Annotated in this window: 19 protein-coding genes and 1 tRNA gene; 4 read left to right on the top strand and 16 right to left on the bottom strand. The window is 69.2% G+C overall.

Features of this window, described 5'->3' with window-relative positions; all coding sequences use genetic code 11:
• Positions 1–39 precede the first annotated feature (39 nt).
• From ASE14_RS01375 to ASE14_RS01310, 14 genes are all read right to left on the bottom strand, one after another.
• Positions 40–1,245, bottom strand: a complete 1,206-nt coding sequence (locus tag ASE14_RS01375) for a HupE/UreJ family protein (protein ID WP_056649701.1) — start codon at positions 1,243–1,245, stop codon at positions 40–42.
• Between the two features lie 87 nt (positions 1,246–1,332).
• A complete protein-coding gene (locus ASE14_RS01370; protein ID WP_056649698.1) occupies positions 1,333–3,990 on the bottom strand; it encodes a hypothetical protein in 2,658 nt (885 codons plus the stop codon).
• A gap of 8 nt (positions 3,991–3,998) precedes the next feature.
• Positions 3,999–4,454 carry a hypothetical protein gene (locus tag ASE14_RS01365; protein WP_056649695.1) on the bottom strand — a complete coding sequence of 152 codons (456 nt, stop codon included), beginning with the start codon at positions 4,452–4,454 and terminating at the stop codon, positions 3,999–4,001.
• A 269-nt stretch (positions 4,455–4,723) separates the two neighbouring features.
• Positions 4,724–4,796: transfer RNA gene (locus tag ASE14_RS01360), tRNA-Asn, on the bottom strand.
• Between the two features lie 91 nt (positions 4,797–4,887).
• Positions 4,888–5,904: a D-isomer specific 2-hydroxyacid dehydrogenase family protein gene (locus tag ASE14_RS01355; RefSeq protein WP_082599901.1), complete on the bottom strand. Its 1,017-nt coding sequence runs from the start codon at positions 5,902–5,904 to the stop codon at positions 4,888–4,890.
• Positions 5,901–6,758, bottom strand: coding sequence for an ATP-binding cassette domain-containing protein (locus ASE14_RS01350; protein WP_056649693.1), 858 nt, complete (start codon positions 6,756–6,758; stop codon positions 5,901–5,903). Before ASE14_RS01350 ends, ASE14_RS01355 begins: the two co-directional genes overlap by 4 nt.
• On the bottom strand, positions 6,758–8,446 hold the full coding sequence (locus tag ASE14_RS01345; protein ID WP_056649690.1) for an ABC transporter ATP-binding protein: 1,689 nt from the start codon (positions 8,444–8,446) through the stop codon (positions 6,758–6,760). Before ASE14_RS01345 ends, ASE14_RS01350 begins: the two co-directional genes overlap by 1 nt.
• A complete protein-coding gene (locus tag ASE14_RS01340; RefSeq protein ID WP_056649687.1) occupies positions 8,443–9,516 on the bottom strand; it encodes an ABC transporter permease in 1,074 nt (357 codons plus the stop codon). The genes ASE14_RS01345 and ASE14_RS01340 overlap by 4 nt, the downstream gene beginning before the upstream one ends.
• Before the next feature lies 1 nt (position 9,517).
• Positions 9,518–10,609 carry an ABC transporter permease gene (locus ASE14_RS01335; RefSeq protein ID WP_056649685.1) on the bottom strand — a complete coding sequence of 364 codons (1,092 nt, stop codon included), beginning with the start codon at positions 10,607–10,609 and terminating at the stop codon, positions 9,518–9,520.
• 99 nt (positions 10,610–10,708) lie between these two features.
• Positions 10,709–12,340, bottom strand: a complete 1,632-nt coding sequence (locus ASE14_RS01330; protein ID WP_056649682.1) for an ABC transporter substrate-binding protein — start codon at positions 12,338–12,340, stop codon at positions 10,709–10,711.
• A gap of 189 nt (positions 12,341–12,529) precedes the next feature.
• A complete protein-coding gene (gene dnaG, locus ASE14_RS01325) occupies positions 12,530–14,404 on the bottom strand; it encodes a DNA primase (protein WP_056649679.1) in 1,875 nt (624 codons plus the stop codon).
• A gap of 55 nt (positions 14,405–14,459) precedes the next feature.
• Positions 14,460–15,716 carry a deoxyguanosinetriphosphate triphosphohydrolase gene (locus tag ASE14_RS01320; RefSeq protein ID WP_056649676.1) on the bottom strand — a complete coding sequence of 419 codons (1,257 nt, stop codon included), beginning with the start codon at positions 15,714–15,716 and terminating at the stop codon, positions 14,460–14,462.
• A gap of 2 nt (positions 15,717–15,718) precedes the next feature.
• The gene (dusB, locus tag ASE14_RS01315; protein ID WP_056649675.1) at positions 15,719–16,876 is read right to left on the bottom strand and encodes a tRNA dihydrouridine synthase DusB; all 1,158 of its coding nucleotides are present in this window, start codon (positions 16,874–16,876) and stop codon (positions 15,719–15,721) included.
• 148 nt (positions 16,877–17,024) lie between these two features.
• Positions 17,025–17,594 (bottom strand): hypothetical protein, encoded by a 570-nt coding sequence (locus tag ASE14_RS01310; protein WP_056649673.1) that lies wholly within the window; start codon positions 17,592–17,594, stop codon positions 17,025–17,027.
• 84 nt (positions 17,595–17,678) lie between these two features.
• Here ASE14_RS01310 and ASE14_RS01305 point away from each other — a divergent pair, with 84 nt between their 5' ends.
• Positions 17,679–18,155 carry an aminoacyl-tRNA deacylase gene (locus ASE14_RS01305; protein WP_056649670.1) on the top strand — a complete coding sequence of 159 codons (477 nt, stop codon included), beginning with the start codon at positions 17,679–17,681 and terminating at the stop codon, positions 18,153–18,155.
• A 41-nt stretch (positions 18,156–18,196) separates the two neighbouring features.
• Here the strand turns inward: ASE14_RS01305 and ASE14_RS21325 are convergent, their stop codons facing one another.
• Both ASE14_RS21325 and ASE14_RS01300 read right to left on the bottom strand, forming a co-directional pair.
• Complete coding sequence (locus tag ASE14_RS21325) at positions 18,197–18,331, bottom strand: hypothetical protein (RefSeq protein ID WP_255356058.1); 135 nt, start codon at positions 18,329–18,331, stop codon at positions 18,197–18,199.
• Positions 18,328–18,993: a DsbA family protein gene (locus ASE14_RS01300; RefSeq protein ID WP_056649667.1), complete on the bottom strand. Its 666-nt coding sequence runs from the start codon at positions 18,991–18,993 to the stop codon at positions 18,328–18,330. The genes ASE14_RS21325 and ASE14_RS01300 overlap by 4 nt, the downstream gene beginning before the upstream one ends.
• 98 nt (positions 18,994–19,091) lie before the next feature.
• Between ASE14_RS01300 and ASE14_RS01295 the strand changes: the two genes are divergently transcribed.
• The 3 genes from ASE14_RS01295 to ASE14_RS01285 are packed head-to-tail and all read left to right on the top strand — an operon-like array spanning position 19,092 to position 22,025.
• Entirely contained in the window at positions 19,092–19,634 is a 543-nt protein-coding gene (locus tag ASE14_RS01295) for an AAA family ATPase (RefSeq protein ID WP_235511042.1), read from the top strand.
• 52 nt (positions 19,635–19,686) lie between these two features.
• On the top strand, positions 19,687–20,271 hold the full coding sequence (locus ASE14_RS01290) for a PadR family transcriptional regulator (RefSeq protein ID WP_056649662.1): 585 nt from the start codon (positions 19,687–19,689) through the stop codon (positions 20,269–20,271).
• A gap of 50 nt (positions 20,272–20,321) precedes the next feature.
• The gene (locus ASE14_RS01285) at positions 20,322–22,025 is read left to right on the top strand and encodes an AarF/ABC1/UbiB kinase family protein (RefSeq protein WP_056649660.1); all 1,704 of its coding nucleotides are present in this window, start codon (positions 20,322–20,324) and stop codon (positions 22,023–22,025) included.
• The last annotated feature ends 88 nt before the right edge of the window (positions 22,026–22,113 follow it).

Raw genomic sequence — 22,113 nt, 5'->3', positions numbered from 1 at the left:
GGTGAACTGAGTGTTCGTCAGGAGTTCACCGGCTCATCCTCATCCGATGCCGAGCACGCGCTGCACGAACCACACGAGACCCGTCACCGCGACCCCTGCCGCGACGACCGCCCCGCCGACGCTCGAACTCGTCGGCGCCTGACGGCGCCACAGCATGAGCAGCGGGAAGAGCACGACGATGATCCCGACCTGCACGGCCTCGATGCCCAGGTTGAACACGAGCAACGACCAGAGGAGCGGCCACGAGAACGGCTCGTCGATGCCGAGTGCACCGGCGAACCCGAGCCCGTGCATGAGCCCGAAACCGAATACGACCGCGAGCCGAGCCCAATCGGCGGCGTCGAGACTCGACTTGCCCGGCGGCACGACGAGTGGCGCCGCCCGATCGCGACGCGCACGCCAGAGGTACCACGACGCGACCACGGCGATCGACAGCGCGATGACCGGCTCGACGATGGTCGCAGGAACCGAGATGATGCCGAGCGCGGCGAAGGTGAACGTGACCGAATGCGCGACCGTGAACGCCGTCGCCGCCAGCACGACGTCTCGAAGCCGCCGCGATCCGACGATGAGCGCGAGCAGGAAGAGGAGGTGATCGATGCCGTAGAGCAGATGCTCGGCACCGAGGACGAAGTACTGCGAGAAGCGCTCGAGCAACGGCTGCTCGGTGTCGAAACCGGGCGCTTCGCGGTTCAGCGTCGCGGTGCTCGTGCGACCGTCGAGGTCGTACTCGACGATCGTGACGGCCGCCCGCACGAACCCTTCCTCATCGGGAAAGAGCGTGCTGCGGAACTCGTGGCTCGTGGCCGCAGCGCATGCGAAGTCGAGCGTGAGGAGCGCATACGGCACACCCTGCCGTTCGATCACATCGAGGGCGCCGACCCGCTCTGGTTCGCACACCCGTCCGTCAGCGCTCACGTCGAAACGGTCGCTGACGTACCCGACGATCGCGTCGGCATGGGCGTTGAGCGCGGAAGCCTCGTCGCCTGATCGAAAGGCCTCCATGCCGTCCTCGAAGAACTGAGGCGCGTCTTCGCTCTTCGCGACCGTCGCGACGAGCAGGTCGTACTCGAGGCCGATCTCGGTGCGGACGCCGTCGATGCCCGATGCGCTCGCGTCGACGTAGACGACGGTCGAGAAGCCGTGCGCCGCGCCCGAGGTCGCGGGTGCGACGACGGCGACGACCGTGAGCATGAGGGCGGCGACCGGAATGAGGGCACGTCGAATGCCGGCAAGCGTGGACATCAGGCTCCTTCGTAGGAGGCAGATGGTCCATCAGCAGCATGAACGGGACTTGGCCGGACGTGGAACGGAGGCCGAACTGCGTTCAGGTCAGCGGTGCTTCGTTCGCTGACGTCGCGACTCGCGTTCGGCGGCCTTCTGGGCGCGCGCAGCCGTTCGGATGTCCGCTTTCGTGAATCCGAGGCTGGTGTGGGAGCGCACCCAGGCGTAGGTCTGCGCTGCGGAGACGTGCTCGCCGAGGCGTGTGTAGCATTCGGCGAGTGAGAACGCCGAGAGTCGGGCGCGCTCGTTCAGATCCGGCGCGGGGTTGCCCGAGGCGATGTCGAGGACTTGGCGATGCGCAGAGGCTGCTTCCGCGATCCGGTTGAGGTCGTCGAGGAGTCGAGCCTGGTTCCTGAGCGCCTTGACGCGTCGGAGTCGGCGTGACGGTGAATCGCGGCTGATCGCGTGCACGGCGAGCACGTGGTCGTAGGCGTTGATCGCCGCCTCCGCGTCGCCGATGTCATCGATGAGTACGGCCCTGTTGTACACGGCCTGCTGCCTCGTCGTCATCACCTCGTCGTCCGTGACGGCGGCGACCAGCTGGTCGAGTGCTTCGTATGCGGCGAGAGCCGACTGCGGGTCGCCGACCTGCCCGTGCGCGATGCCGAAGCGGAGGTAGGCGCGAGCGCGCATCCGCTCTGCCCGGTAATCCAGCCGCTCGCGTGAGACCATCGCACGTCGCGCGACGTCGACGAGTTCCGACCACTGCTTCGTGTCGTTCAGGTACCCGCCCCACATGTCCAGCGCTGCAAGACCCAGGACGGCGAGGTTGTGATCATGCGTGCCGGACGTGGCATCGACGAGGGCTCGCCATTCCCGGGCGGCTTCCTCCGTCCGTCCGGATTCGTACAGATCGTCCGCCGCGTAGAGACGGTCGCGCAGGGCACGAGCGCGCGCGTCTGATTCGCTGGTCGAGGGCGACGTGCTCGCAGAGGACAAGGTGAGGACTGTCAGGTTCTCCCTCGCGAGTCGTACCGTGTCGACGATGTCGGCGTCGCTGTCGTCGGCGAAGTCGTCGATGAGGCCGCGGAGCGCCTGGACGGCCTGATCCGCTGCGCCTTTCCCGTGCGCACGCACCGCTCGGTTCAGGCGCCCTGACGCGTCGTGCCGGCGAATGCGGGGGTCCGCGTCGTTGCTGAAGATCTCGGCGAACCTGTCGAAGACGACGTCTGCGTCAGTGGGGTCGAGCGCAGGATCGCGCCAGGCGGAGAAGAGCGCGTTCGCCGCCCACACCCGAACATCCGGGTCGGGGTCGCCGGAGAACTCGGCGACCACGGCATCGACGGCGCTGCGGGCTACGGCGACGTTTCCGGCCTCCCTGTTGAGACGGCCCTCCCAGTACGCCGCTTGCGCGAAGATGTGCCGCACCTCGTCCGCGGGTGCGTCGGCGAACCTCGGGCGGACCTCGGAGAGTGTCGAGAGTGCTTCCTCGCGACGACCGAGATCTGAGAGGCGGAGGGCGCGATCGACGACCAGCCTCGCCATGGGAACGCTCAACTCCGGGTCGGTCTCCGCCCCGGGGAAGCGTCGTTCGAGGTCCTCGGAGAATCGGACCGCCGCGGTGAGAGATCGGCGCGGCGCCGTAGCGGACGCGGCTGTTCCAGCGTCGGGGTATCCGAGGACCTCGACGATGAGGGCTGCCACTCGGAACCGCGCTGCTGCAGTCTCGGGGTGCCCGTCGTGGAGCGCGGCGGCATCCGCGTACTGCAGGATCTGCAGGTCTGCCGCGGTGAGCGCTTCGACGTCGCCGCCACGGTACCGGACCTGTGCGAGCATCGTCGCGCGCACTCGTGGGTCGGTGTGGGTCGCGTAGCGGTCGATCAATCGGCTCCACTCCGCAACGGCCATCGGGCCGCGTTCCTGAAGGGGAACCCGGTCGAGGAGCCCTTCGAGGTGCCGGCAACGAAGCCACGCGCCGTCCGCATCGTCGACGAGGTCGCTGTGAAGCGCAGCGGTCGCGTCGATGAGGGCCTCCGCTGGGGCGACGTCGGCGGCGAGGGCCAGGTCCGCGAGCAGGAGTGTCGCCGAGTAGTACCGGTTGCGGGCCGGAGGGCATTCGGCGGCCTCCGAGATGACGGCACGGAGCAGATAGCCGGCGTCGTCGGCATCGATGTCCTGCGTGATGCGGAGCCGCGCCGCTGCGTGCAGCGCATCGATGCGAATGCAGCGCATTCGCATGTCGCTCTCGGGGGTCAGCCCCAGCGCCAGCGACTCCAGTGCCACGGCGATCGACGATGCATCCTGATTCAGCCATCCACGGATCATCTGCGCAGTGAAGGCCGCCTCGGCGGCCGCTCGCCGCACACGCTCGTACTCCGAACCCTGCTCTCGCTCGGCGAACTCGGACGCGGCACGGAGCACATCGACGAAGACGATCGGATCGACGCCGTCCTGCGAATGCACCCACTCGAACCGACACAGCTCAGCCTCGACACGTGCCACGACGACGTCGGCACCATCGAAGTCCTCGGTCAGCTGCCGCATCCGCTCGACATGGGCATCGAGCACCTCCCCCGGAAGCAGGCCCGCATCCAGACCGATGAGCAACCCGGTCGCCTCCGCAATCGCGATCGCCTCCACCTCGCTGCCGGCGGGAGGACACGCGAGCAGCGCCTGCGTCAGCAACGCCTGCGCATCACCCTGGTCGCCCTCATCGATCAGGGTGTCGGCTGCGTGCACTGCCTCGATGATGTTGCTCTCGAACATGTCACCTCTCAGTGGAGTCGCGAAGGCGAAAGCGCCTCACGGCGGGCGGTCAGGATGCGTGCGTGCAAGTGGGTGAATGTCTCCGGGACCGGGGAACCGGTGAGCGTTGTGCGCTGGTCGATCGCGACGTAGATGAACCCACCACGGCGATGGGCCCTCGTCCTGACCTCGATCCGAACCGTGTCCCGCGCTTTCCTCGGCGCGTGGTACGTGTAGCTCGTGATGGATGACAACGGGATGGGCCGTTGGCGGATGCCGATACGCAGCTCGTCGCCGGCATCGTAGACCAGTGCGACCATGCCCCGAGCCGTCAACCAGAAGAAGATGAAGACCGCGGATGCGGCGACCATGATCAGTGCGAGCAACTCGATCGTCTCCGGAAGCGGCTCGGCTCGGGTGAGCAGGTCGATGGCCGGCGTGAGCACGAGCAATGGCAGCGCGATCATGAGGATTCGCGAGAGCACGGGGCGTGTCGCCGACGAGATCCTGCGGCCGCGCTCATGCCCCGGAGAGCATCGTCGCGAAGGGCGACGGGTTGCAGACATTGCTCCTCCACGGTTTCGACGGTCGGCGTGTACCACGTTGGGTGGAAACCCATCCCGCGAAGTAGATCATCTTTGCCGAGCGCGCGTCAAAATCGTTACCACCGGCCCGCCGCGAGCACCCTGCTGGCACCTGAACGCCGTGACGCAACAGAAAAGCCCCGCATTCACATGGAATGCGGGGCTTGTCGCTCCCCCACTTGGACTCGAACCAAGAACCTACCGGTTAACAGCCGATTGCTCTGCCAATTGAGCTATGGAGGATCGCTTGTTCAGCGATGGATACTCTAGCAAAAGGTTCGCCCGACTCCCAATCCGAGGCCACCTCGACTTGGCCGGCAGGAGTGCACGCGGCTCAGTACCCCGCGACGGGATCGATCCGGCCCTCGAAGTCGCCGTCGTCGAGGAACGCGCGCACGTTCGCGGAGATGCGCTCGGCGAAGAGCGGCACCGTCATCTCCTCGGTGTCGGCGACGTGCGGCGTCACGATGCAGTTCGGCGTCTGCCAGAGCGGATGCCCCGCCGGCAGCGGTTCGGGATCGGTCACGTCGAGCCCGGCCCCGCCGAGGTGGCCCGATTCGAGCGCGGCGACGAGCGCGTCGGTGTCGACGAGGCCGCCGCGTGCGACGTTCACGAGCACGGCGCCGCGGGGCATCCGCTGCAGTTCCGCCTCGCCGATCAGTCCGCGGGAGTCGCCCGTGAGCGCCGCCGCGAGCAGGACCACGTCGGCGTCGGCGAGCACCTCGCCGAGCCGCGCCGTCTGCACGGTCCGTTCGGCGCCGGCGACCGGCTCGGCGCTGCGCCGTACGACGGTCACGTGGGCGCCGAACGGCTCGAGCAGACGCATGAGTTCGACGGCGATGCCGCCGGCACCGACGATCACGACGTCGGCGCCGTACAGCGTGCGGCCGAGTTCGTCGGCCTGCCACGCGCGCGCCTCGACGCGTCTCGGCAGCTCGCGGAGCACCGCGAGCACGAGCATGAGCGCGTGCTCGGCGACCGGCTGCGCATATGCGCCCTTCGCACTGGTCCAGACCCGGCCGTCGCCGGCGGCGTGCTCGATCAGCTCGGCGAATGCGTCGACGCCCGCCCACGGCAGCTGCAGCCAGCCGATCGAGGGGTGCTCGTCGATCACCCGGGTGAGTTCGTCGCTTCCGGATGCCGCGGTCCACACGAGCCCGCGCGTCGCCGCCGTCAGCTGGGCGACGGTTCCCCCGGCCCGCTCGACCGCGTCGACGAACGCCGGCTCGGCCGAAGGCAGGATCGCGATCGGCCCCGATTCGACCGGCGTGGGGCCGGCGCGATGCGCTCCCGATGCGCCGTGCACGACGCGATGTCGTGCGCGCGGCGCGGACGCCGCGGCATCCGTCATACCGAAGGGCCCAGGTCGAGGTCGTCGATCACCGCGTGACCGGCGTCGAGCGCACCGGCCAGGGCCATCACGTACGGATGCTTCGGGTCGTCGAGCACCTCGTCGATCGTGCCGATGGCCACGAGGCGGCCCCGATCGAGCACCGCGACGCGCTCCGCAGTGCTGCGCAGCACGGGCAGGTCGTGGCTGATGATGACCGCCGAGAAGGTGTGCTCATGGCGGAGCTCGCCGATCAGCTGCGCGACGACGTCGCGCACCGTGAGGTCGATGCCCGCCGTGGGTTCGTCGGCGATCAGCACCGACGGTCCGAGCACGAGCGCTCGCGCCAGCGCGACCCGCTGCCGCTGCCCGCCCGAGAGCTCGTACGGGTACTTGTCGAGCTTGCCGAGCGAGAGCCGCACACCGTCGAGCATCGTCGCGACCCGGGTCGCGAGCGCACGCGCGTTGTACCGGCGGTCGCGTTCGAGGATCGGCTCGCCGATGATCTCCGCGACCGTGCGGTCGGCGGGCAGGGTCGAGGCGGCGTCTTGGGGAAGGTAGCCGACGTGGAACCGGTACTCGGGGAGCTTGCGCTTCGGGATGCCCCGCAGCGATTGGCCGAGCACGGCGGCGTCGCCGCCCGTGATGACCGGACGTCCCTCGGCCGGGCGCATCTCGAACGCGATGCCCGAGAGCAGCTTCGCGAGGGTGCTCTTGCCGCTGCCCGCACTGCCGAGCAGGCCGAGCACCTCCCCGGGCGCGACCGTGAGGCTCAGGCCGTGCAGCGCGACGTGCGCCGGACTCGGGCCTCTCGCCGGATATTCGGCCGACAGGTCGTCGAGCACGATCGGGTAGCCGTGGGCTGCGCCACGCATCACACGGCCTCCCGGAGACGGCGGAGCTCTTCGCGCCGTTCGGCCTGGGCGACCGGGTCGGGAACGGGGAGCGATGCGAGCAGCCGCTGCGTGTACGGGTCGCTCGGCGCGCCGAGCACCTCTGCACCCGTGCCCTCCTCGACGAGGGCGCCGCGGTAGAGCACCGCGATGCGGTCGGCGAGGATGTCGACGACGGCCAGGTCGTGGCTGATGAAGAGCGAGGCGAAGCCGAACTCGCGCTGCAGCTCGGCGAAGAGCTCGAGCACGCGGGCCTGCACCGAGACGTCGAGCGCCGAGGTCGGCTCGTCGGCGATCAGCAGTTCGGGCTCGAGCGCGAGCGCCCGTGCGAGGCTCGCGCGCTGGCGCTGCCCGCCCGAGAGTTCGTGCGGGTACCGGTCGCCGTAGGCCTTCGGCAGTTGCACCGCCTCGAGCAGCTCGTCGACGCGCGCACGCGCCTTGGCGGGGTTCGAGGCCCTGCCGTGGATGACGAGCGGCTCGGCGACGCACTCGGCGATCGTCAGCAGCGGGTTGAAGCTCGACGCCGGGTCCTGGAAGACGAACCCGATTCGGCTGCGCAGCGGCCGGAATTCGCGCTCGCGCACGCCGTTCATCTCATGGCCGAGCACGCGGAGCGAACCGCCGGTGACCTTCGTCAGGCCGGCGATCGCACGACCGATGGTGGTCTTGCCCGACCCCGACTCCCCCACGAGCCCGAGCACTTCGCCTGGACGGATCACGAAGTCGACACCGCCGACGGCCTGGAAGCCCGGGCGCCCGAAGCGGCCGGGGTAGACGATCTCGAGCCCGGATGCCTCGACGACCGGTGCCTGCTCGACCCAGTCGGCCGGTCGCTGCGCCGCGCGCTCGATCGCACTGGCCGTGCCGGTGCCGACATAGGGAACCGCGGCGAGGAGCGCCTTCGTGTACTCCGCCTTCGGCGATGCGAAGAGCGTCTTCGCGTCGGCCTCCTCGACGACCTTGCCCTGGTACATCACGGCCACGCGGTCGGCGAGGTCGGCGACGACGCCCATGTTGTGGGTGATCAGCACGATGCCCATGCCGAACTCGTCACGGCATCGGCGCAGCAGGTCGAGGATCTCGGCCTGCACGGTCACGTCGAGCGCCGTGGTCGGCTCGTCGGCGACGATCAGGCCCGGGTCGAGCACGAGCGCCATCGCGATCACGATGCGCTGCTTCTGACCACCGGAGAACTGGTGCGGGTAGTGGTCGATGCGGTGCTCCGGGTCGGGGATGCCGACCCGGCCGAGGATCTCGATCGCCTTCGCCCGGGCGTCCTTCTGCGAGATCGACGTATGGGCGCGGAGGCCCTCGATGATCTGCCAGCCGACCGTGTACACGGGGTTCAGTGCCGTGGAGGGCTCCTGGAACACCATCGCGACGTCCGTGCCCCGGACCTCGCGGAGCTGCTTCTTCGAGAGGGCAACGACATCGCTCTCAGACGTGCCCGCCTTGTTCGAGAGGAGGACGGCACCGCTCGTGGTGGCCGTTTCGGGCAGCAGGCCGAGGATGGTCTTCGCCGTGACGGTCTTGCCGCTGCCCGACTCGCCGACGATCGCGAGCACCTCGCCGCGTTCGACCTTCAGCGAGACGCCGTCGACGGCCTTCACCGCGCCCGCGTCGGTCGCGAACGAGACGCCGAGCCCTTCGATGCTGACGACCGTGCTCATGACCGCACCCCGATTCCGTGTTCGTCGAATGATTCGCCGTCTTCGAGTCCCGCGAGGCCACCCGGGCCGGCGACGAGCGTGCCGCCGGGAACGACGGACGTCTCTGCGACCTCGCCCGAGGCCTGCGCGACGCGACGACGGCCGCGCAGTCGCGGGTCGGCCAGGTCGTTCAGGCTCTCGCCGACGAGTGTGATGCCGAGCACCACGAGCACGATCGCGAGGCCCGGGTAGAGCGCCGTCCACCAGATGCCGCTCGAGACGTCGGACAGTGCCTTGTTGAGGTCGTAGCCCCACTCCGCGGCCGCCGTCGGCTCGATGCCGAAGCCGAGGAAGCCGAGGCCCGCCAGCGTCAGGATCGCCTCGGACGAGTTCAGCGTGAAGATGAGCGGCAGCGTGCGCGTGGAGTTGCGAAGCACGTGCCGGAACATGACACGGCTGTTGGAGGCGCCGAGCACCTTGGCCGACTCGACATAGGCCTCGGCCTTGATGCGCACCGTCTCGGCGCGGATCACCCGGAAGTACTGCGGGATGAAGACGACCGTGATCGAGATCGCCGCGGCGAAGACACCGCCCCACAGGTTCGACTGCCCGCCCGAGATGACGATCGCCATGACGATCGCGAGCAGCAGCGACGGGAACGCGTAGATGGCGTCGCAGAGCACGACGAGCACGCGATCGAGCCAGCCGCCGAAGTACCCCGAGACGAGACCGAGCAGCACGCCGGCGAAGAGCGAGAGGGTGACCGCGATGATGATGACGAGAATGGCGGTCTGCGCCCCCCACAGCACCCGGGAGAGCACGTCGTAGCCGCCGACGGTCGTACCGAAGAGGTGTTCGGCCGAGGGCGGCTGCTGGCTGCCGAAGGGCCCCGCTGCGTCACGCAGCTGTGCGAAGCCGTACGGTGCGATGAGCGGAGCGAAGATCGCGACGAACACGAAGATGCCGGTGAGCACGAGGCCCGCGATGAGCATTCCGCGCTGGAGGCCCACGCTCTGGCGCAACTGGTGCACGACCGGAATGCGGTCGCGGAGGCGCCGCTTCGGCGCGCGGATGACGGTGTCGGTCGACATGTCAGTACCTCACCCTCGGGTCGATGAGCGCCGCGATGATGTCGACGATGAAGTTCGTGAGCGCGACGATCACGGCGAGCAGGGCGACGATGCCCTGCACCGCGACGAAGTCGCGGGCCTGGAGATACTCGGCGAGCATGAAGCCGAGGCCCTTCCACTCGAAGGTCGTCTCAGTGAGCACCGCGCCGCCGAGGAGGAGCGCGATCTGCAGGCCGATGACGGTGATGATCGGGATGAGCGCGGGACGGTAGGCGTGCTTGCGCACGAGTCGGTACTCGCTGACGCCGCGCGACCGGGCTGCATCGACGTAGTCGGTCGAGAGCGTGCCGATGACGTTCGTGCGCACGAGCCGGAGGAACACGCCGGCGGTGAGGAGGCCGAGTGCGATCGCCGGCAGCACGGCGTGGGCCAGCACGTCGCCGAGCACCGCCGGGTTGCCCGTCATGATGGCGTCGATCGTGTACAGGCCCGTCTTGTTGGGCAGGACCTCCATCTGGAGTTGTGCGCCGACGGATGCGCGTCCGGCGACCGGCAGCCAGCCGAGCCAGACCGAGAAGACGAGCTTCAGCAGCAGGCCGGCGAAGAAGACCGGGGTCGCGTAGCAGAGGATGGCGAACACGCGCAGCGAGGCATCCTGGCCCTTGTCGCGGAAGTACGCCGCGATGAGTCCGAACGGGATGCCGATGACGAAGGCGACGAGGAGCGAGTAGAACGCGAGCTCGAGGGTCGCGGCGCCGTACGTGAACAGGATCTCGGTGACCGGACGGTTGTCGGTCAGCGTGGTGCCGAAGTTGCCGGTCGCGATCTGGCCGAGGTACTCGAGGTACTGCACGATGATCGGGCGGTCGTAGCCGGCGGCGTGGATGCGCTCGGCGAGCTGGTCGGCCGGGAGCTGGCCGCCGAGCTTGGCGGTGATCGGGTCACCGGTCGAGCGCATGAGCACGAAGACCAGGGTGACGAGGATGAACACCGTCGGGATGATGAGGAGCGCCCGCACGATGATGTAGCGGCCGAGACCGCCACCTGAGGACTTCGGTGGTCGCCGTTTTTCGGGGGACGCGCTACTGGCGGGCGCCGTCGTCGTTGAGGTCAATGTTCGCCAATCGGGTGTGGGCTGGAAATGCGGGTGGCCCGCTCCGGAGAGCGGGCCACCCGTTCCTTGCGTAGAAGAGACTCTAGCCGTTCAGGCGACTCAGCCCTTCGACAGTGCCGCGTAGCGGAACTTGAACGACGCGTCGAGCGTCTGGTCGGTGCCCTCGACGTCGGTGCCGGTCACTGCGACCTGAGCGCCCTGCAGGTACGGGACGGTCGACAGGTCGGCCGCCACCTTCTGCTGGATCTCCTCGATGAGTGCGGTGCGGGCCGCCGGGTCGAGCGTCGACGCCTGCTCGATGATCAGGTCGTTGACTTCCTGGTTCACGTAGTGGTTCGCGAGGAAGTTCTCGATCAGGAAGAACGGCGTGACGTAGTTGTCGGCGTCCGAGTAGTCGGGGAACCAGCCCAGCTGGTAGGCCGGGTACACGTCGGACGTGCGGTCCTCGGAGTACTGCACCCACTCGGTGGTCTGCAGGTTGACCGTGAACAGGCCGGTCGACTCGAGCTGGTCCTTGATGAGTGCGTACTCATCGGCCGACGAGGGGCCGTAGTGGTCGTTCGAGTACTGCAGGTTCAGCTCGATCGGCGTGGTCACGCCGGCTGCCTCGAGACGCTCGGCCGCCTTGTCGGCGTCGGGCGCACCCGAACCGTCACCGTACATCTCGACCATCGGCTCGATCGCACCGGCGAGACCGGCCGGAACGTAGGAGTACAGCGGCGTGTAGGTGCCCTTGTAGACCTGGTCGGCGAGCTCATCGCGGTCGATGAGGTCGGCGACGGCCTGACGAACGGCGAGCGCCTTGGCCGGGTCGGCCTCGGGCGTCTTCGCACCGTACGGCTGCGTGTCGAAGTTGAAGACGATGTAGCGGATCTCGCCGCCGGGGCCCTCGACCACGTTGACCTTGTCGTTGCCCTTGAGGTCGTCGATGTCGGTCGCGGAGAGGCTGCGGTAGGCGACATCGATGCCGCCCTCCTGCACGTCGAGCTTCAGGTTCGACGACTCGGCGTAGTACTTCAGGTTGACCGTGTCGGTCTTCGCCTCGGCGAGAAGGCCCTTGTACTCGGGGTTCTTCTTGAACGAGATGAGCGTGTTGAAGTCGTAGCTCGTGATCATGTACGGCCCGGCGAAGGCGTTCGCCGCGACGATGTCGTCGTCGGACGTCAGCTCGTCTGCGGCGAAGACCTCGTCGTCGACGATCGCGCCCGGGAAGCTCGTGAGGATGAGCGGGAAGACCTGGTCGTTCTCGGCCTTGAGGTGGAAGACGACCGTGGTGTCGTCGACGACCTCAGTGCTGTCGAGGTTGTACAGCAGGCTCGAGGCGCCGTTGGGGTCGGCGATCGCGATCTGGCGGTCGAACGAGAACTTGACGTCGTCAGCGGTGAGATCGTTGCCGTTGGCCCACTTCAGGCCATCGGGAAGCGTGACGGTGTACTCGGTCGGCGAGGTGAACTCCGCCGACTCGGCGAGGTCGGGGACGACCTCGGTGCTCTGGTAGTCGGTGTTCAGCAGGTACGGGAAGACCTGCGTCTGCACGGCGAGCGAACCGTTGTCGTACGAGCCGGCCGGGTCGAGCGTGGTCACCTTGTCGGTGGTGCCGATGGTGATCGTGCCTCCGGAAGCCTCGCCGGCCCCGCCGCCGGCCGAGCAGCCGGCGAAAGCGAGGGCTGCGGCCGAAAGGCCAGCCACTGCGACGAGGCTGCGCCGCCCGTTCTTGGATGCGGATGTCATATCCGTCTACCTCTTCCTGTCAGGACTCAATCGCGCTGCGCTGCGCGCAGGCGCGTTTTCGTATCCCCAAGACCTAGCACACAGCCTCGGAATGGTGCTTGGAGGGGCGGCTCTACGGCGGAATGTTTACCGATCTGCAACCTTCGACGCAACCGATGCGCGTGAGCGGGCTCCGCCGAGCAGATGACCTCAGTCGGCTCGGAGCGCCCGTCGCTCGGTCTCGATCTCGACGAGGGCTCGTTGTAGCGCCGCGTAGGCGGCGACATCGGTGCGGTCGGTGCGCTGCAGCCGCCCGAGCAGCTCCGACTTCTGCCGCAGCAGTTCGCGGTCGATCAGTGCGCTCACCACGCCCTGCACGTAGACGGTGAGCTCGCCTTCGCTGCGGTGCGGCATCGGCGCGACGGCGAGCTGCTGAACGAGGCTCGCGAACGGCGCGGGCACTTCGGTGATGACGCGGTCGACGCGCACGACGGGGTCGGTGGAAGCCAGCACCGAGGCGATGCCGTCACGGATCACCGCGAGGGACGGGTTTCCGAACCGGCAGTCGACGGCGTGGCGGAGCAGATCGGCGCCGACGGCGTCGGGGTACTGCACCATCGCCTGCATGGCGTCGCGCTCGAGGCGGGTCGCGGGATCGCTCGGCAGCTGCGTGATCGAGAACGGGCGCTCGGGTGCATCCGCTGCGCCGTCGGCGCCGTTGGTGACGGATGCCGCGTGCTGGCTGCCGCCCGTCTCCCCCGACTTCGGCCGACTCGATGCCGAGCGCACCGCGCGCGTGACCTCGCCGAGCTCGACGCCGAGCATGCGGGCGAGCTCTCGCGTGTACCCGGGCCGCATGGCGGGGTCGCGGATCTCGGCGACGACGGGCGCAGCCGCCCGGAGCGCGGCGACCCGCCCCTCGACGGTCTCGAGGTCGTAACGGGCGAGCGTGTGCCGGATGACGAATTCGAACATCGGCGTGCGCGACTCGATGAGGGTGCGCACGGCGGCGTCGCCGCGCGCCAGCCGCAGGTCGCACGGGTCGAGCCCGTCGGGCGCCACCGCGACGAAGGTCTGGGCGGCGAACCGCTGCTCCTCGCCGAAGGCGCGCATCGCCGCCTGCTGGCCGGCCGCGTCGCCGTCGAACGTGAAGACGACCTCGCCGACCCCCGAGTCGTCGCCGAGCACGCGGCGCAGCACCTTGATGTGGTCGACGCCGAACGAGGTGCCGCACGTCGCGATCGCCGTCGTCACGCCGGCGAGGTGGCAGGCCATGACGTCGGTGTAGCCCTCGACGACGACGACGCGATGGGTCTTCGAGATGTCTCGCTTGGCGAGGTCGAGCCCGTAGAGCACTTGCGACTTGTGGTAGATCGCGGTCTCGGGGGTGTTCAGGTACTTCGGGCCCTTGTCGTCGTCGAGCAGGCGCCGCGCACCGAAGCCGACGGTCTGGCCGGTGACGTCGCGGATCGGCCAGACGAGCCGGCCGCGGAAACGGTCGTAGATGCCGCGGTCGCCCTGCGAGACGAGGCCGGATGCCGCGAGCTCGTCGGTCGTGAAGCCCCGGCCCTTGAGGTGATCGGTCAGGGCGTCCCAGCTCTTCGGCGCGAAGCCGACGCCGAACCGCCGTGCCGCCTCGGCGTCGAATCCGCGCTCGCCGAGGAAGCGGCGGCCGACCTCGGCGTCGGGGGCGCTGAGCCGATCGACGAAGAACTCGGAAGCCGCCTGGTTGGCGGCGAGGAGTCGGGCGCGGTTGCCGTGGTCGGAGGCCTGGCCGCCGTCTTCGTAGTGGAGCTCGAAGCCGATGCGTCCCGCGAGCCGCTCGACCGCCTCGGTGAACGAGACGTGGTCCATGCGCTGCAGGAAGGTGTAGACGTCGCCCGACTCCCCGCAGCCGAAGCAGTGGTAGTAGCCGAGGCCCGGTCGCACGTGGAAGCTCGGGCTGCGCTCGTCGTGGAAGGGGCAGAGGCCCTTCATCGAACCGACGCCGGCCGACTTCAGGCTGACGTGCTCGCCGACGATGTCGGCGATGTTCGTGCGGGCCTTCACCTCATCGACATCGCTCTGTCGAATTCGGCCCGCCATGGCTCTCATCCTAGTTCGCCGAACGCCGCCGAGGGCCGGAGACCGGCTCGGGTCGTCACTGCTGCACGAGTCGCTCGTACCAGGCGAGCGCCGACTGGTCGGTGAGGCTCGCGACCTGGTCGACGACGACCCGCTTTCGCGCCGGGTCATCGCCCGCCGCGCGCCAGTCCTCGGCGAAGCCGGCATCGAGATGCTGCTCGCCGCCCGCGAGGAGCACGTCCGCGAGCGACGTGAGCACCTCGCGCTGCTGGTGGTAGATCGGCTGGCGGGTGTTCTTCGACATCACGTACGCCGCGACGATGCCCTTCAGCACCGCGATCTCCGCCTGGATCTCGCGGGGCACGATGACGTCGGCGTCGAAGCGGATGAGGCTCGCCAGCGGGAACGCCGCACGGGTCGCGGAGGTCGCGGCATGCGCGAAGCGGCCGATGAGCTGGCTCGTGAGGTTCTTCAGCCGCCCCTGGTCGTGCCTGCTGCCGTTCCAGGTGTCGAGCCAGCCGTCGAGGGAGTCGAGGCGGTCGAACGCCGCGACGAGTTCGTCGTGGGTGATCGATCCGCCGACCCACTCGTACATCGAGCTGACGAGGCTCTCGTGGTCGACGCGCGCGCCGAGCGCGGCGACGTCGATGTAGCCGTTGACGATCGCGTCTTCGAAGTCGTGCACCGAATAGGCGATGTCGTCGGAGAGGTCCATGACCTGTGCCTCGATGCAGAGCCGGCGCTCGGGGGCGCCGGCGCGAAGCCAGCGGAACACCTCGGTGTCGCTCTGGTAGAAGCCGAACTTCGCCCGTCCCGAGGGGTCGGCGACGCTCGTGGCCTCGGGCCACGGGTACTTGCAGCTCGCGTCGAGGCTGGCACGGGTGAGGTTCAGCCCGTAGCTGCGGCCGTCGGGTCCGAAGACCTTCGGCTCGAGCCTGGTGAGCAGGCGCAGCGTCTGCGCATTCCCCTCGAAACCGCCGATGTCGGCGGCCCAGGTGTTGAGCGCCTTCTCGCCGTTGTGGCCGAACGGCGGGTGCCCGAGGTCGTGCGCGAGGCACGCCGTGTCGACGACGTCGGGGTCGAGACCGAGGCTCGCGGCCAGCTCGCGACCGACCTGCGCGACCTCGAGGGAGTGCGTGAGCCGGTTGCGGGCGAAGTCGAGGCCGGCGGTCGGGCTCAGCACCTGCGTCTTCGCCGCGAGGCGGCGCAGCGCGCTCGAGTGCAGCAGTCGGGCGCGATCGCGCGCGAAGTCGCTGCGCCGCGAGGAGTGCTCTTCGGGAAGCCAGCGTTCGGTGTCGGTGGCCTCGTAGCCGCCGAAGAGAGGTTCGCGCACGCTCAGCCGCCGCTCGTGTCGAGTTCGGCGTCGACGAGGGTGACGCGGTCGTGGCCGACGAGCTCCTGCGAATCGAGCCAGCCGTCGGGAAGCGCCGGCTTCTTCGGGGTGCCCGCGCGGCCGCGCGGCCCCTCTGCGCCCTCGCCGGGATACGGCATCGACCAGTCGAGCGTGCCGAGCAGATCGTCGAGCTGGGCGAGCGACTCGACGGTCGCGAGACGGGCACGCAGGTCGCCACCGACCGGGTAGCCCTTGAAGTACCAGGCGACGTGCTTGCGGATGTCGCGGCACCCTCGCTCTTCGCTGTCGAAGAAGTCGGTGAGGAGCTCGGCGTGACGACGGAAGGTCTGCGCGACCTGCCCGAGCGAGGGCCGGAAGCTCTGCGAATCGCCGCGGAACGCCGCTGCGAGGTCGCCGAAGAGCCACGGGCGTCCGAGGCATCCGCGCCCGACGACGACGCCGTCGCACCCGGTCTCCGCGACCATGCGCAGCGCGTCGTCGGCCGACCAGATGTCGCCGTTTCCGAGCACCGGCACCGTGGTGACCGTCTCTTTGAGCTTCGTGATGGCCGACCAGTCGGCCTGGCCCGAGTAGAACTCGGAGGCGGTGCGCGCGTGCAGCGCGACCGCCGCGACGCCGGCACCCTCGGCGATACGGCCCGCCTCGAGATAGGTGAGGTGGTCCGCGTCGATGCCCTTGCGCATCTTGATGGTGAGCGGAACGTCGCCGGCGGCCTGCACGGCGCCCTCGACGATGTCGCGGAACAGCCCGTTCTTCCACGGGAGTGCGGCTCCCCCGCCCTTGCGGGTGACCTTCGGCACGGGGCATCCGAAGTTCAGGTCGATGTGGTCGGCCCGGTCTTCGGCGACGAGCATGGTGACCGCCTCGGACACGGTCTTCGGGTCGACGCCGTACAGCTGGATCGAACGCGGCGTCTCGGACTCGTGGTGCGTGATGAGGCGCATCGACTCGAGCGTGCGCTCGACGAGGGCACGCGAGGTGATCATCTCGCTGACGTAGAGGCCGGCGCCGAACTCGCGGCAGAGGCGCCGGAAGGCCGTGTTCGTGATGCCGGCCATGGGGGCGAGTACGACGGGGACATCGAGGGCGAGCCCGCCGATCTCGAGCGGGCCCGCGGGAAGCGTGGTGGTGGAGGACATCACCGTCGATTCTCCCAGAATTCTGCGGCAACGAGGCCTCGGCCCCGTCGCGCGCCGGCGATCGGAGCAGACGCCGTCCTGTGGAGGAGGAGTCGGCGGAGCCCGCATCCGCCCGCCGAGGGTGCGCGGAGCCCGACGCGCGCGGACGTCAGCCCGGGTACGCGGCTGTGAACGCGGACTCCCACTGCTCGGCGTCGTCGGGGCAGAGGAACCCGGTACCGAAGACCATGACGCTCGCGACGTTGCGCTCGGCGGCCCTCCGCTCGTCTTCGGAGAGGTCGTCCGCGATGAGCTGGGCGAAGAGCGGCGACGAGGCCACGTGCGTCTCCAGCGTCGTGAGCTCCACCTCGTGCAGGTTCAGGATCGCCGTCTCGCAGGCATCGGCGGTCAGCGCCAGCGCAACGCTCTCGAGCTCCGGCGACCACGTGCCGCCCTGCTGCTCGATGTAGGCCCGTTGTTCGGCGATGAACTCCTTCTGGGCATCGGTCGTCGCGACCAGCAGCGAACCGTCCAGTGGCAACTGCTGCGCCGCGATGAACGCATCGCGCTCGGCGAACGCATCGGCGTACTCGTCGCCCTCGTCGGGCGTCGGCACCGCGGACTCCGTCGAGCGGGGCGACGGTGCGGCCGCTTCGCCGGATCCGATCGAGCACCCCGACATGACGAGTGCGCCGGCGATGACGATGAGCGCAAGACCGCGCGAAGCTTTCGAATCCAAGACTGCCCCCTGTTCGAGTGACGCTCAGTCTGACACACGCGGTGCGCGCCTAGGATTCGAGGAAACGGAATCGGGGAGGACGACATGTCGGAGCTCACGGGTGCGGATCGGGTGCGAGCGGATGCCGCGGCACGCGGCCTCGAGGTCGAGATCATCGAGCGCCCGGCAGCGCGCAGCCTCGAAGAGGCCGCGGAGCTGATGGGCATCACCCCCGCCGACATCGTGAAGTCGCTCGTGGTCAAGCGCAGCGACGACACCTACGTCTTCGCCCTCGTTCCCGGCGGTCGCAAGATCTCGTGGCCGAAGCTGCGCACGCTCCTCGGAGTGAACAAGCTCCAGCTTCCCGACGCCTCACTCGCGCTCGCAGCGACCGGATACGAGCGCGGCACCATCACCCCGCTCGGATCGACCACGTCGTGGCCCGTGGTCGCCGACGCCTCGATCGCCGGTCGCCGGGTGTCGATGGGCGCCGGCGAGCACGGTCGCAGCCTCTTCGTCGACGCGGATCGACTCATCGACGCGTTCGGTGCGACCGTGGCCGACATCTCCGACCCCGAGTAGCGCGTCCCTCGACACCGAGGAGCGCGCTCAGCGGCTCGAAGTCACTCCCCTGGTTCGGTGCCCGGGATGTAGCAGACGTCGCCCTCGCAGACCATGGCCGACGGGTCGCCCGTGATCATCGCGAACGGCGCGGGCGCCGCGGCATCCGTCGTCGACGCGGCGGCGACGTCGCTCACGCGGCGGCTCCGTCGCGCTCGCCGGCGATCTGCGCGATCGCCTGGGCGAAGACCTCGGCGGGCTGCGCGCCCGAGATGCCGTATTTGCCCTCGATCACGAAGAACGGCACACCGTTGATGCCGTAAGCCTGCGCCTGGGCGATGTCGGCCTGCACCGCGGCTGCGTACCGCCCCGAGTCGAGCGCCTCGCGTGCTGCGTCGGCGTCGAGGCCGATCTCGGCACCGAGTTCTACGAGCTCGTCGACGCGGCCGACGTGGCGACCCTCGGTGAAGTACGCGCGCAGCAGGCGCTCGGTGAGCTCGAGCTGCAGGCCCTGCTCCTTGGCGAAGTGCAGCAGCTCGTGCGCCTTCAGCGTCTTGGTGTGCTGCAACGCGTCGAAGTCGTAGTCGAGCCCTGCGGTCGCGGCGACGCCCGTGACCTGCTCCAGCATCTGCTGCACGCGCTCGACGGGCATGCCCTTGTGCTTGGCGAGGAAGTCGACCTCCGAGCCCTCGAAGTCGACCGGGGTGTCGGGTGCGAGTTCGAAGGAGTGGTACGTGATGTCGACCTCCGGCGCATCCTCACCCAGCGAGGCGATGCCGCTCTCGAGGTGGCGCTTGCCGATGTAGCACCAGGGGCAGGCGATGTCGGACCAGATGTCGATCTTGATGGGTTCACTCACGACGTATGCGAACGGATGGTTCGGCCTCCGTATTCCCCGAACGGGGAGATTCGCACGGTGCCGAGTCGCCGGCGCCATCGCATCGGTACGCTCGGATGATGCCCGCTCCCGCACCCCGCCGCATCCTCGTCGCCGGCGCGAGCGGTGCAGGCAAGTCGACCCTCGCGCGGCGGATCGCCGCGGCATCCGCTCTGCCGTATCGGGAGATCGACGCCCTGTTCCACGGGCCCGACTGGACGCCGCGCCCGAGTTTCGTCGCCGACGTCGACGCGTTCACCTCGCAGCCGGGCTGGGTGATCGAATGGCAGTACGATCCGGTGCGCGAGCTCCTCGCCGACCGGGCGCAGACGATGGTCTTCCTCGACTACTCGCGAGCTCGAGTGATGCAGCAGGTCGTCACGCGCACGGTGCGCCGCCGTGTGCGCCGCGAGGAGCTCTGGAACGGCAATCGGGAGGCGCCCCTGCGCACGATCTTCAGCGACCCCGAGCACATCATCCGCTGGGCGTGGAACACGCACGCCACCCGAGGCGATCTCGTCGCCGACGCCGCTCGAAGCCGCCCCGGTCTGGAGGTCGTGCGGCTGCGGCATCCGCGCGAGGCCGATGCGTGGCTGGCCGCGACGTACCCCTTCCATCCGTAGCGATAGCGATATATCGTTGAGTATCGTTCATTCGTCAACCCGGGAGGTCATCATGAACGGCCCACGTCCGACAGGCGGTTTCGGTGCGGCAGGTTTCGGAGGTGAGCGCGGCTTCGGGGCAGGCAACCCGGGCGCTGCGATCTGGGAGGCGATGGAGCAGCTGCGCTCCTCGTTCGACCCGCGACCGGGAGCGAAGCGGATGGCGCGCGGCGATGTGCGCGCGGCAGTGCTCGCCCTGCTCGCCGAGCAGCCGATGCACGGCTACCAGATCATCCAGGAGATCGAGGAGCGAAGCGGCGGCACGTGGAAGCCGAGCGCCGGATCGGTCTACCCGACGCTGCAGCTGCTGGCCGACGAGGAACTGATCGTCGCCGCGGAGCTCAACGGTCGCAAGACCTATTCGCTCACCGATCTCGGCCGCGCGGAAGCGGAGGCCGCCGCCGACCGTCCAGCCCCCTGGGAGTCGCCGTCGCCCAACGGCACCGAACACCACCGCGCGCTCTCGAAGGCGGCCGTCGAGCTCGCCGCCGCCACCGCGCAGCTCGGCCGCAGCGGAACGCCCGATCAGCTGAAGCAAGCCGTGAGCGTGCTCGACGATGCCCGTCGCGCGCTCTACTCGATCCTCGCCCAGAGCTGAAACGTGGCGCCCCTGCCTCATCATCGAGGAACCGGCGAACGGACGGCGCGATGAGCGACGGTGCACCCCGTGCGCGCTCCCGCCGCATCCTGACGTTCGCGGCCCGTCGGCTCCTCCAACTCTGGTGGTTCGAGCTCGCCCTGCCGAAACTCGGCCTCTCCAGCATCACCGCCCGCACCCGCGAGCGGCGGATCCGGAAGATCGCGGAAGAGTTCCGCACGCTCGCCGTCGAGCTCGGCGGACTCATGATCAAGGTCGGGCAGTTCCTGTCCTCCCGCCTCGATGTGCTGCCGCCGGAGATCACCTCGGAGCTCGAAGGCTTGCAGGACGAGGTGCCTCCGGTGCCGTTCCCCGCGATCCGCGACCTCGCGGAGGCCGAGCTCGGCGCACGCCTCGGGCAGGTCTTCGACCGGTTCGACGAAGTGCCCGTGGCAGCGGCGTCGCTCGGGCAGGTGCACCGTGCCCGGCTCTCCGAGCTCGATGCCGCGGACAACGGACTCGCCGACGTGGTCGTCAAGGTGCAGCGCCCGGGCATCGACCAGATCGTCGCCGTCGACCTCGCCGCGCTCCGCCGCGTCGCCGGGTGGCTGCGGCGGGTGCGCATCGTGTCCGACCGCGTGGATGCCCCCGCCCTCGTCGAGGAGTTCGCGCAGACCAGTCTCGAGGAGATCGACTACCTGCACGAGGCGGCGAGTGCCGAGAGGTTCGCGGAGTCGTTCGCCGACGACGACCGCGTGTACGCCCCGGCAGTGGTGTGGGAGCGGACGACCCGCCGGGTGCTGACCCTCGAGGACGTCACGGCGATCAAGATCAACGACACCGACGCATTGCGGGCGGCCGGCATCCCGCCCGCCGACGTGGCACGGGTCTTCGCCGAGATCATGTTCGACCAGGTCTTCACGCACGGCTTCGTGCACGCCGACCCGCACCCGGGCAACATCTTCGTCACGCCACTGCCCCGCACGACGGATCGGGACGACGGGCCGGGCGGATCGACCCCGCCCTGGCGGCTCACCTTCGTCGACTTCGGCATGATGGCCGAGGTGCCGACCGAGCTGCGGGCCGGACTTCGCGCGCTCGTCATCGCGGTGGCCGCCCGCGACGGTCGGGCCATGATCGAGGCGGCCGGCGAGATCGGGGTGCTCATGCCCTCGGCCGAGACCGGCGAGCTCGAGCGCGCCCTCTCCCAGCTCTTCGAGCGTTTCGGCGGCATGGGTTTCGCGCAATTGAAGCACGTCGACCCGCGGGAGTTCCGCGACTTCGGCGCGGAGTTCGGCGATGTCATGCGATCGCTCCCGTTCCAGCTGCCCGAGCGGCTGCTCCTGCTGATCCGTTCGATGGCGCTCACCTCGGGCATGTGCAGCGGCCTCGACCCCGAGTTCAACGTGTGGGATGCCGTCGAACCCTATGCCGCGCGACTGCTCGACGAGGAGCGGGGCGACATCGTGCAGGATCTCGCCGCGGAGGCGCTGAAGAGCGCAGGACTCCTCTGGCGGATGCCGCAACGCGTCGACGCACTCATCACGAAGGCCGATCAGGGTCGACTCGCGTTCGACACCTCACGCCTGGAACGGCGCCTCGACCGGCTCGAGGGCGTCGCTCGCCGCGTCGTGTCGGCCGTGCTGTTCGCCGCACTGCTCATCGGCGGCGCTGTACTCGTGGCACTGAACCCCGTCGTCGGAACGACGCTGATGGTCGCCTCGACTCTGCCGCTGCTGCACGCGTTGTTCGCCGGGGTGCTCGGCCGCCGCTGACCGTGCTCGGCGTGCGGTCGGGGCGCCCGGATCGATCGTGTGAAGCCCGTGGCGCGGACGGCTGGAGCGCACTCCTCCGCTAGCCTCG

The organism is Agromyces sp. Root81 (assembly GCF_001429165.1).
Lineage (GTDB): Bacteria > Actinomycetota > Actinomycetes > Actinomycetales > Microbacteriaceae > Agromyces.
The sequence above is the reverse complement of the archived record's forward strand: the minus strand, read 5'-3'. Positions and strand labels throughout refer to the sequence as shown.

Bases quoted from the DNA above. Each gene is read 5' to 3' on its own strand.
- ASE14_RS01375 (WP_056649701.1), bottom strand. From the start codon at position 1,245: ATGTCCACGCTTGCCGGCATTCGACGTGCCCTCATTCCGGTCGCCGCC.
- ASE14_RS01370 (WP_056649698.1), bottom strand. From the start codon at position 3,990: ATGTTCGAGAGCAACATCATCGAGGCAGTGCACGCAGCCGACACCCTG.
- ASE14_RS01355 (WP_082599901.1), bottom strand. From the start codon at position 5,904: ATGACGGATGCCGCGGCGTCCGCGCCGCGCGCACGACATCGCGTCGTG.
- ASE14_RS01350 (WP_056649693.1), bottom strand. From the start codon at position 6,758: ATGCGTGGCGCAGCCCACGGCTACCCGATCGTGCTCGACGACCTGTCG.
- ASE14_RS01345 (WP_056649690.1), bottom strand. From the start codon at position 8,446: ATGAGCACGGTCGTCAGCATCGAAGGGCTCGGCGTCTCGTTCGCGACC.
- ASE14_RS01340 (WP_056649687.1), bottom strand. From the start codon at position 9,516: ATGTCGACCGACACCGTCATCCGCGCGCCGAAGCGGCGCCTCCGCGAC.
- ASE14_RS01330 (WP_056649682.1), bottom strand. From the start codon at position 12,340: ATGACATCCGCATCCAAGAACGGGCGGCGCAGCCTCGTCGCAGTGGCT.
- dnaG (WP_056649679.1), bottom strand. From the start codon at position 14,404: ATGGCGGGCCGAATTCGACAGAGCGATGTCGATGAGGTGAAGGCCCGC.
- dusB (WP_056649675.1), bottom strand. From the start codon at position 16,876: ATGTCCTCCACCACCACGCTTCCCGCGGGCCCGCTCGAGATCGGCGGG.
- ASE14_RS01305 (WP_056649670.1), top strand. From the start codon at position 17,679: ATGTCGGAGCTCACGGGTGCGGATCGGGTGCGAGCGGATGCCGCGGCA.
- ASE14_RS01295 (WP_235511042.1), top strand. From the start codon at position 19,092: ATGCCCGCTCCCGCACCCCGCCGCATCCTCGTCGCCGGCGCGAGCGGT.
- ASE14_RS01290 (WP_056649662.1), top strand. From the start codon at position 19,687: ATGAACGGCCCACGTCCGACAGGCGGTTTCGGTGCGGCAGGTTTCGGA.
- ASE14_RS01285 (WP_056649660.1), top strand. From the start codon at position 20,322: ATGAGCGACGGTGCACCCCGTGCGCGCTCCCGCCGCATCCTGACGTTC.